This window comes from Arthrobacter sp. UYCu512 (assembly GCF_040547075.1).
GTDB lineage: Bacteria > Actinomycetota > Actinomycetes > Actinomycetales > Micrococcaceae > Arthrobacter.
The window spans coordinates 1-10,850 of sequence record NZ_JBEPPA010000017.1; the positions used below are offsets into that span (position 1 = coordinate 1).

Here is a 10,850-nt window from a genome sequence, read left to right on the forward strand (position 1 = left end):
GAGGTCATGACGGACAACGCCCTGGCCTACATCCGGTCCGCGGCCTTCTCCAAAGTCATGGAGGACCTCGGCGCCAAGCACCGGCGCACAAAACCCCGCAGCCCGTGGCAGAACGGCAAAGCCGAACGGTTCAACTGGACCCTGCAGGAAGGCTGGGCCTACAAGAACGCCTACGACTCCAGTGACCACCGCGCACAAGCCCTCACCGGCTGGCTAGACTTCTACAACCACCGCCGAAACCACGCAGCCCTCGGAGGACGAGCACCCATCAGCAGATGTAACCAACCTGCTGGCTGAGTACAACTAGTGCTTGAAAACTCTTACCGCCAGGTAGTACCGTCGCGGCAAGCGGTCGCAAACCACAAGCGGAAGGCGTTTGATGCTGAAGCAAGTGGCTAAGGGCGTTTACGTCCATAAGAGCAAGTTCATCCAAAGTAACTCCGTTGCGGTGCAGGGCCTGACAGGTGTGTTGCTCATCGATCCCGGTATCACGAGCGAGGAAATGGCCGACCTAGCAAACGACCTTCGAGGGTTGGGCCAGCAAGTCGTGGCGGGGTTCTCGACGCATCCGCATTGGGACCACGTGCTCTGGCACGCGATGTTCGGCGACGTGCCCCGTTACGGTACGGGCCGCTGCGCGGCGTCCATCCAAGACCTGCTGTCGCACTCGGACTGGAAGGCCCGCGTGGCCGGGGCGCTACCGCCGGAGCTCGCCGGGGAGATCCCGATGGATCTGCTCGGTCTTATGACCGGTCTGCCCGCCGGAGCAGCGCAGATTCCCTGGGATGGACCGAAAGTCCGGATCATCGAGCACCAGGCCCATGCGCCAGGCCATGCGGCGCTGCTGATCGAGGAGCACGGCGTCCTCGACGCCGGCGACATGCTTTCCGACATCCTGATGCCGTTTCTCGATCTTGAGGCTGTGAATCCGGTCGAGGACTACCTCGCCGCGCTCCTGCTGTTTGAGGGTGTTGCCGACGAAGTTGCTGCCGTGATCCCCGGTCACGGCTCGGGTTGCGGGGCTGAGCAGCTTCGAGCTCGAATAAAAGAGGATCGCGTGTACGTAGAGGCTCTGCGGGACGGCGGGTTTTCCGAGGATCCCCGGGTCGGCCCGTCGGCCCCGTTGGATTGGCTGCCCGACGTGCACCGATGGCAACTAGGGCGGCTCGCCCACAGGGCAAAGAACGAGACGCCACAATAGCGGCCGCCCAGCGGCACAGTTCCTCCCGGCGAAAAAGCGGTGTACCCCGCGCAAGCTTTGCCCCCATCGAGGCGTTCGTGCACATGACCACTCACGGAATTGCGCTAAGCCGACACCTCCCAAGAATTTTGCTAAGCGCCCTGTGTCATGCAGCCACGGAAGCTGCCGGGCCTGTTCATCCCGGCAGCCCGGCCGCGCAATCTGGGGCAGACGACTTCTAAAACTGACAACTCGGCCGGCTCAGCCGGGCTCGTGAGGCGTGCCGTGAAAGCCGTCGATGCTCCAATAGCCGTCAAATTGGATTTGGCGGTTTGGTCAGGACCCCGCGCGCACGGGGCTTGATCCTGACGTGGCGTCAGGTCCTAGGGTGGGAAACATGTTGGAGACCGGTGGGCAGTCGTGGAGCATTGGCGAACTTGCCACATTGTGCGGGGTCACTGTGCGGACCTTGCACCACTACGACCAGATCGCCCTGTTTCCACCAACAGGGCGAACGGGCTCCGGGCACCGGCGATATTCGGAAGATGATGTCCGCCGCCTCTACCGGATCAGGGCTCTGCGGGCGCTGGGCCTGTCTCTGGAGCAGGTCCGCGAGGTCTTGGCGGCGTCGCCGGACGACGTCGGCGCCGTGCGGCGGCTGCTCACCAGCCAGTTGTCGGCACTGCATGACCAAGCGGAGCAGGCGCTGCGCCTCCAGCGGCAGATCCAGGCCTTGCTCGACAGCATGGGCGACGCCATGCCGGGCGTGGACCACTTCATAACAATTTTGGAAGGGATGACGATGTACGAGAAGTACTTCACGGAAGAACAGCGCACCGAACTGGCGCAACGGAGGGCCGAGGTCGGCCCGGCAGCCGTCGAAGATGCCAGGACCACGCTTGCCAGTCTTATCGAAGAGGGCCTGGGCCACGTGTCAGCGCGCACGCCTGTGGACGATCCCGCGGTCCGCGACTTTGCAAGGCGTTGGGACGGGCTCGGTTCCCAGTTCCACAGCAATGACGCGACTAAGGCTGCGGCGCGGAGCATGTGGCAGGAAAACAGCCCGGAGTTGAGCGCCCGGCTACCGTGGCCCGCGGACCGGCTCCAGGAACTAGTTATGTACCTCCAGCGGGTCCGGGACGCCGGCTAGTTCCTGGGGCGAAGATCCGTAAGACGGTCCGGCCGAAGGCGAGGGCGTGTACCCGGAGATCTGCCGCAGCGGCAGCGCCGTCATCGGCCCTTATGCCGGTTCCCGGGAGGGTCTCCGTCGCCGGGAATAGCGGCCAGGCTCATCTTCCTGCGGAACAGTCAGGCCATTTTTAGGGACATCCGGCTGATACCCGCCGCCTCAGGGCCCACCTGACCTGTCGCTAAGATTTTCCCCTCGACGAAACCACTTCCAAGTGCTAGACCAAGGGCATAGTACTCTCACCTCGAGAAATTGGGGGCACCCGTGCTGTATGGGGTTATGCTTTTACACCGTCTTGGCGGGGTGAATCACCGGCCGTGAACGGCCCCATTACCCCGGCCCTGGTTGAGGTGGCGGACCTGCTGCCGCCCTTCGATGTGGCCGTGGATGCGTCCACCGGCTCCGCGTCGTACTCCTACCCGCTGCCGTTGCCGTCCGGGCGCTTGGGCTTCGGCCCCGGGCTGGCATTCAACTACCAGGACGCGGCGGGGAATTCGCCGTTCGGGTTCGGCTGGGCGCTCGGCGGGATGGCCTCGGTGAGCGTCTTTGACCGCCGTGATGTGCCCCGCTACGACGCCACGGACCGCTACTCCCTCGCCGGGGACGAGCTGGTGCCCGCCCTCACATCAGGTCCTGGCGGGCAGACGGCCCTGGAATGGGACGCCCCCGCCCACCACGTCCGACGCTTCCGGAGCCGGCACGAGTCCACCTTCACCCGGGTGGAACAATGGACCGCGACAGCGGATGGCGACGTGCACTGGCGGGTGCGACGACCAGACGGCAGCGTGGCCATTTTCGGCCGCCGCAGTGATGGATCCGGCCGGATCCGGGACCCCGAACGTCCGTCCCGGATCTACGAGTGGCTACTCGAGGCCCAGTACGACCGCTTCGGCAACGCCATCCGCTATGACTACGCGGCCGAGGACGGCGCCGCCGTGGACTGGAGCTCCCCCGCCGAATTCCCGCGCCTCAACCCCGCCGGTCACGCCCAACGCCTCCTCAAGCGCGTCCGGTACCTCAACCAGGATCCGCTGGACGCGAACGACGACGGTGCTGCCGCCAACTGGCATCTGGAAGTGGTCCTCGACTACGGCGACCACGCCCCCGGCCAGGCTGCCACTCCGGCACCAGACCAAGACTGGCTGGTCCGGCAGGATCCCTATTCCAGCCGCCGCCCCGGCTTCGAGGTCCGCACCTACCGGCTGTGCCGCCGCATCCTCGTGTTCCACCGCTTCGCCGCATTGGGCCCCGCCCCCGTCCTCACCCGCGCCGTCAACCTCATCCACGACCAGGCACCCACCGGGACATTCCTGCACCGGATCGAAGTCCAAGGCTTCCGGCATGATGCCACCGTCACCGTCCAATCCCTCCCCGGCGTTACCTTCCGCTATAGCGACAGCGTGGTGGAACAGCGGCTCCGCACCCTGGACTCCGCCAGTCTCGAAAACCTACCCCAGGGCCTACACGGCTCCGACTACCGATTCGCGGACGTCCGCGGCGAGGGCCTGCCCGGTGTCCTCACCGTGGCGGACGGCGCCTGGTACTACAAACCAAACTTGGGCGGCGGTATCTTCGGCCCGCAAGAACGGCTCGCCGAAACCCCCTCGGACCGCACCGCCGGGTCGTTGCTGGCGGACTTCGACCGCGACGGCAACTTCAACGTGGCCGTCCTGGACGGCCGCCACGCCGGCTTCAGCGAATACAACAGGGACGAACGCAGCTGGCATGCCTTCCAGCCCTTTGGCCAGGTCCCTGTCTTCGCCGGGCCCGGCCGGCAGGACTGGGTCGACGTCGACGGCGATGGGCTGCCGGAGACGATCCTCGCCTTGGGCGAAAATTCCCTGTGCTTTCCCGCCCTGGGCAAGATCGGTTACGGCGCCCCCACCAATCTCCCCCAGCACGCAGCGACCTCCGTCCCGCTCCTTGCCGAGCGTCCGGAGGTGGGCGTTTTTATGGCGGACATGACCGGCGACGGCCTCCTGGACTTGGTCCAGGTCCAGGAAGGCCGGATCGAATACTGGCCCGGACTGCCCGGCGGCGATTTAGGCGACCCCATCAGTATGCTCAACCCGCCCAGCCTCCCGGACGGCACCACACTGGACATCCGTCGGATCCGGTTTGCGGACCTGGACTCCACCGGCACCGCGGACCTGGTCTACGTGGGCGCGGACTACCTGCTGTGGTGGCGGAACGCCGCCGGCAACGGCTTTGTCTCCGGCGGCCAGGTCCTCGGCCTGCCCGCTGCGGATGACCTCTGCAGCGCCCAGGTCCTGGACCTCCTGGGCGACGGCACCCTCAGCATTGTCTGGTCCTCCGTCCTCGCCGGAGACAGCTCCGCTCCCCTGCGCTACGTCCGGTTGATGGCGGACGGCCCACCCCGCCGCCTCGTGTCCGTCGCCAGCGACGCCGGTGCGGAGACCGTCGTCGAATATTCTTCCTCCGCCGTGCACTACCGCCGCGACGAAGCCGGGGACGAACCCTGGCTGACCCGGCTCCCCCAGCACGTGACCGTGGTGGACCGTGTTTTCCTCATTGACCACATAGCCAACACCCGCTCCGTGGCACGCTACGAATACCACTGCGGCTACTTCGACTCCGTCGAGCGCGTCTTCCGCGGCTTCCTGCACGTGGACATCCATGATTCCGGCTCCTTCCACCGGCCCGGCTGGGGCGCCCCCGGCGTGGCCGAAATCCGGCCCCTCCGCCCCGATGAGCTGCCCCCTGACGACCTCGGCGCTGCCTCCTGCCACCGGCTCTGGCACGCCTCTGGGGACCCCGACGTCGACGCCCGGCTCCGCACCCGCTGCTGGGCCGCAGACCCGGACGCGCCCACCCCGCCCAGCGGCCCTGACGCGCCCACCGAAGACCCCGACGCCCACCGCGCCCTGGCCGGTTGGCCGCTGCGGGACGAACTGTTCGCCGTAAACCGCACCGGCCAACGCAACCCGCAGCCCCTCAGTGTCTCCACCACGGGCTACGCCGTGCACCAACTCCAGCCCGCGCTGGGCGGGCGCCCTGCCGCCTATACCGTGCGCGAACGAGAGACCCTCGAAGCCAGCTACGAGGAGCAGCCCGCAGATCCCCGGGTGGAGCAGCGCGTGGTCCTGGCCCGGGACGAGGTGGGCTGCGAACTGCTCACCTTGGACCTGGGCTGCCCGCGCCGCCCCGGCCAGCCTGCGGCCGATCCCAGCCAGGGTGTGCCCATCTCCCAGGTGACCCGCCGCCGGGTCACGCACGTGGACACCGAGGACAGCTACCTGCTGGCGATCCCCGTCGAGGAGGAAGCATTCGAGGGCAGAGGATTAGGCGACGCCGGCCCGCTCAGCTTCACCGCAGCGCGCGCCGCAGCCACCGCCGCGCTGGCCGCCCCGCTTGAGAACGGCGCGGCCTTCACCGCCGGCATGGAGCTGCGCCGCGTGTCCTGGGACCGCACGCTGTACCGGGACGCCGCCCGAACCGGCACCCGGCCACTCGGCGATCCGGGGCCTGAGGGCTTGGTCCACCACGAGGAGCACGCCTGCTTCGCGGCCGCCGAGGTGGCCCGCATCTATGCTGCCCGGGTCAACGCCGCGGCTCTCACCGCCGCCCACTATGTAGCGGCGGATGGCTACTGGTGGGCCCGCGGACCCGTGGCCGCACTGCTCCCCGCCGCCCGTTTCAGCCTGCCGGAAGGCTCCCTGGAAGCCGACGGCGCACAAACCGCGTGGGTGTGGGACCCTGCCGCGCTGTCAAGGCTCAGCTTCACGGACGAGGTGGGCAACACCACCACCGCGGACCTCGACTACCAGGTCATGGCCCCGTGGCGGATCACCGACGCCAACCAGGCCACCTTCGAGGCGCGCTATGACGCCTTCGGGTTCACCGTTCTCACGTCCGGGCACGGCACGGCATTGGACGACGGCGGCACCTCCCAGGCACACGGGGCCCGGCCGTTGAGTGCCCACCCGGGCGGGCTCCCCGGCACCGTGACGGCGGCCCTCGCCAACCCGGCTGGCGCCGTGGTACAGGCCAGCACCTTTGCCTTCTGCGACCTCGCCGCTTTCCGGGACCGGGGTGAGCCGATCTGCAGCGTTGACGTGGCGCGCGAGTCGCTGGTGGACGACGGCGCGGGCGGCCCGGCCCAAAACGGCGAGTTGAAGGTGGCCGTGCAGTACTTCGACGGGTTCGGCCGGCCCATCCAAGGTAAGCAGCGCGTGGACGCGGGCCCCGCGGTGGTCCGCCGCCCGGACGGCAGTATCGACGTGGATGCCCAGGGGGTGCCGGTGGAGGCCCCCGCCGCCCAACGCTGGCGGGCATCCGGGCACGTGGTGTTCGATTCCAAGCAGCAGGCTGTCCTCGAGTTCGAGCCCTTCCACACCACCACGCCCCGCTACGAGCCGGACCCCGAATTGCAGTCGTTCGGAACCGCCGTGCGCCACCGCTACGATGCGCTGGGCCGGGAAATTGGAGTCAGCCTGCCCAACGGCACCCGCACGCAAGTCACCACCGACGCCTGGTCCACCACCTCCGCGGACCCCAATGACACCGTGACCGGCTCGGACTATGAACTGCAACGCCAAGCCCTGCCCGCCGGCGATCCCGAACGCCGCGCGCTCGAGCGCGCGAGAGCCCACGCCGGCACTCCCACCACCGTGCACGTGGACCCGATGGGCCGCACCGTCCTGGAGGTGCGCCGCGGTGCCGCGGCCGAGGAACGCCGCTGCCGCCGGACGTTGGACGACGACGGCAACGTCACCGCCGTCGTGGATGCCCGCGGGGTGATGATCACCCAGGTGGACCTGGACATGGCTGGCCGGCTGCTGCGCCAACGCAGCGTGGACGCTGGCGAGACGGTTTTCTTCCTCGACGCGCTGGACCGGGAGGTGCAGCGCTGGGATCCGCGGGCGTACCGGATCCAATCCAGTTACGACGCCGCGGGCCGGCCCACGGAAATCCGCGTGTCCGGCAACGGCCTGAACCACATGGTGGAACGGCTCACCTACGGCGAGGATCCTGCGGTGCCGCAGGCCGTGGCCCGCAACGCGCGCGGGCTGTTGGTGGTCCACGAGGACTCGGCCGGGCGGCATGAGGCCCTGCGCTTCACCCCGGACGGCAACCCGCTGGAGGTTTCGCATCGGCTGCGAACAGTGGTGGACCGCGAACCGGACTGGGCCGCTCCCGGCGGCGAGCCCCTGGATGCCACCACCTACACCGCCGTCTCCGCCTATGACGCCTTCAGCAGGCCGTTGCGGCGAACCTCCCCGGACGGCACCACCCGCATGTTCAAGTACCGCCGCGCCGGCGGGATGGACACCATCACCGTCTCCACTTCTGATGGTCAGCTCAGCAACCGGTCCATTTTGGCGGGCAGCAGCGCCAACGCCCGCGGCCAGCAGGAACGCGTCGAGCTGGGCAACGGCGTCACCACGATCAACGGCTACGACCGCGCCACCGGACAGCTCACCCGCTCCACAACTGCCTCCGCTGGCGCCGCCGCGCAGACACTGCGGGACGTGGAGGTGGTCCGGGACCCGGCAGGCAACATCACCTGGCTGCTGGATCACGCCCAGGAACCGGCGCACCCCACCCCGGTCCTGCAGGGGCTCACGGTGACGCCGGCCCGAGAGTACCGCTACGACCCCTACTACCAGGTGGTGGAGGCCACCGGCCGCGTGCACCAGGCGCTGCTGCCCACCGATGCCTGGTCCGGCGCGGCAGGAGTGGTACAGGGCACCCGGCACCTCAGCCTGGCCAACGGCGCCGCGGTGGAGCGCTTCACGCAGCGCTTCCACTACGACGTCGCCGGCAACCTGGACCAGATCAAGCACACCGGGACCACCCGGTCGTGGACACAGGACATCTGGGTTTCGGCCACCTCCAACCGGCGTCTCCCGGCTCTGGACACGAACGGCGTTCCCATCGCCGCGCCGGAAGGGCGGTTCGACGCCGCCGGAAATACGAACTCGCTGCCGCACCTGGCCGCGATCGTCTGGGACCACCGCAACCGCCTCCGCTCCGCCACCATCATTGACCGGAGCGCCCAAGGCCAACCGAACGACGTCGAACATTACGCCTACGACGCTGACGGCCGCCGCGTCCGGAAAGTCACCGAACGGCTCACGGCAGGTGGGCTGGAACGCACCGAGAAAATCTACCTCGAAGGCTGCGAACTGTTCCTCCATACCCGCGCCGGCATCACCGCAATCCAACGCACCGTGGCGCTGATTGAGGACGACGATCGCTGCCTGGCCACCGTCTACCGTTGGAGTGCCGATACCAGCGCCGCCGAAACGGACACCGTGGGCACCGCCGAAGTCCGCTTCCTCATCCCCGATGACCTGGGCTCCACGGCCATGGAACTGGACTCCAACGGCGTGGTCCTCAGCTACGAGGAACACTTCAGCTACGGCGGCTCCTGCTTCATCGCAGGGGCCGCGCTGCGCCGCACTAAACTGCGGGACCGGCGCTACACGGGCAAGGAGCGCGACGACGCTACCGGCCTCTACTACTTCGGCTACCGGTACTACGCGTCCTGGATTGGCGGCTGGCTCAGCCCGGACCCGCTGGGCAATGCCGCATCCTTGAACCTCTACGAGTTCGTCCAGAACAACCCGGTGAACCTGGTGGATCCGAACGGCTTGCAGGCCACCGGCACCATGAGCCGACTGGACAGCGTGCCCGCCAATTACACCGGCGCCCAAGCCATGCGCCATTTCAACAATGGCCGCGGCAGGGAGCTGGGCATCCGGGCCCTGGAAGTCAAGCGCAGCGGCAACAACTGGATGATTGTCCGGCAGGAGAACTACACGCCGCGGTTGCAGCAAATGATCGCCGAAAACGGCGGCAACGTGGAAAAGGCCGGGGCCCTCTACGACATCGAAAAGATGTTTGACGAGCTCAAACTGGACGAACCAGCCGTGCCAGCTTCTGACGCGCCAGCTTCTGACGCGCCGGCGGGAGATCCGCCCACGACGCCGGCCCCGCCCGCCACTGGTGCCGGCAACGGCGGTGGCGCCACGAGTGCCCAGACGGCGCCAACCGGGGATCGGGCCACCGGGAATGCGCACAGTGCCGACGGTTCGAACAGCAGCAAGGACGGCGGCTCGGGCACGGCCACCCAACCCGGCGCGCCCGGTAGCACCGGCAGCGGTTCCGGCACCAAGGGCACGGGTCCCGGCGGCGGCGGTATGGGCGAGGCGGCCACCGGCCCCAGCGCGGGTCCGGGCAATGGCAACGGCCCAGGCACCGGGCCGGGGACGGACACCGGACCGGGCAACGGCAAGACCCCCACCGAGCCGGGCGGCACCGGCGGTGGCACCACGCCGGGCACCGGCGGCGGCAAGGCAGGCGGATCGGGCACGGGCGGCAAGGGCACCAGCCCCGGCGGCGCGCAGGGTGGCGTGGACGGCGGCACCGAAGGCGGCGCTCCTGGCGGCCAGGTGGGCGGAAACGTCAATGGCAGCCCCACCGGCAGCGTTGACGGAAAACTCGATGGCAACACCACGGGCGATGGCACCACCCCGGCCGAAGGCGGCAGCCCCACCGGGTCGGCAGATGGAACGGCCGACGGCGGTGCCACCGGCCAGGGGGACGGCCCCTCGAAGGACCCCACCAAGCACGGCACGGAAAAGTCCGGTCCGGGCGGCGGGACGGGCACGGGCACCAAGACCGGGGACAGCGAGCCCGCGGATACGGGCACCGGGACGGGAACCTCGGGCAGCGGCCCTGCAGGCAGCAATCAAGAACCCACCACGCTGGACAAGATCACCAAGATCGCCGGTTACTGGCATCTCGAGTTCAGCGGCAGCGCCGATGGCGTCTCCGGCGGCATTCCCGGCGGCATGGGGTTCCTGTCCGGCTGGGGCGCGCAGGTAGCCTTCCTGGCCCTGACTGTGGTCGACATTGTGCTTACAGTCTTGACACTTGGCGAGTTCAAGGCCGCCATGGTGGGCCTCAAGAATGCGCTCAAGGCGGGGATGACCTCGCTAAAGGGTGTGGTGAGCCGCGGGCTCCGCGGTATGGGGACGGCGCTGCTGGGACTGTTCCGGCGCGCGGCTCCGGGACAACGCACCCCGCTGCTGCGCCGCCTGGGGCGGTTCTTCTGGGAGGACCGGCGCAGCTTCGGGATGTGGAAGGACTTCCGGAGGCGCTGGAGCATCGCGAAGGGCTCCGGCTGGTCCATGGAGCACATGATCATCAAACAGCGCTGGTACCGCACCGTCGGGAAGAAACCGCCCTTCTTCCGCTACGGCACACGAATGAACCGGATCATGCAAGGCCTCGGCGACGCTGGCTGGAACGTGGTGCCCATCAAAGGCTGGTTCAACACGTGGCTCTACAACAACAAAGCCGTCTCGGCGGTCTTCAACTACGGGACCTATGCCGGTGGCGGCTACGGCCTCTACAAGTTGTGGGACTACGCCCTGGAACCCCTACGAGATCCACCCGGAACCGCACCGGCCCCAGCCCCTGCAGCCGCGCCATGAGCATTTTCCACCCTTA

4 protein-coding genes are annotated in these 10,850 nt (G+C 68.2%); all 4 read left to right on the top strand.

Translation table 11 applies throughout. From position 1 onward, the window contains the following. The coding region (locus tag ABIB49_RS16135; protein ID WP_354157354.1) for an integrase core domain-containing protein at nt 1-297 on the top strand (297 nt) is incomplete at its 5' end. A gap of 82 nt (nt 298-379) precedes the next feature. Next, entirely contained in the window at nt 380-1,201 is an 822-nt protein-coding gene (locus ABIB49_RS16140) for an MBL fold metallo-hydrolase (protein ID WP_354157355.1), read from the top strand. A gap of 376 nt (nt 1,202-1,577) precedes the next feature. Beyond that, a complete protein-coding gene (locus ABIB49_RS16145; protein ID WP_226776257.1) occupies nt 1,578-2,330 on the top strand; it encodes a MerR family transcriptional regulator in 753 nt (250 codons plus the stop codon). Between the two features lie 356 nt (nt 2,331-2,686). Beyond that, nucleotides 2,687-10,834: a SpvB/TcaC N-terminal domain-containing protein gene (locus ABIB49_RS16150; RefSeq protein ID WP_354157356.1), complete on the top strand. Its 8,148-nt coding sequence runs from the start codon at nt 2,687-2,689 to the stop codon at nt 10,832-10,834. The last annotated feature ends 16 nt before the right edge of the window (nt 10,835-10,850 follow it).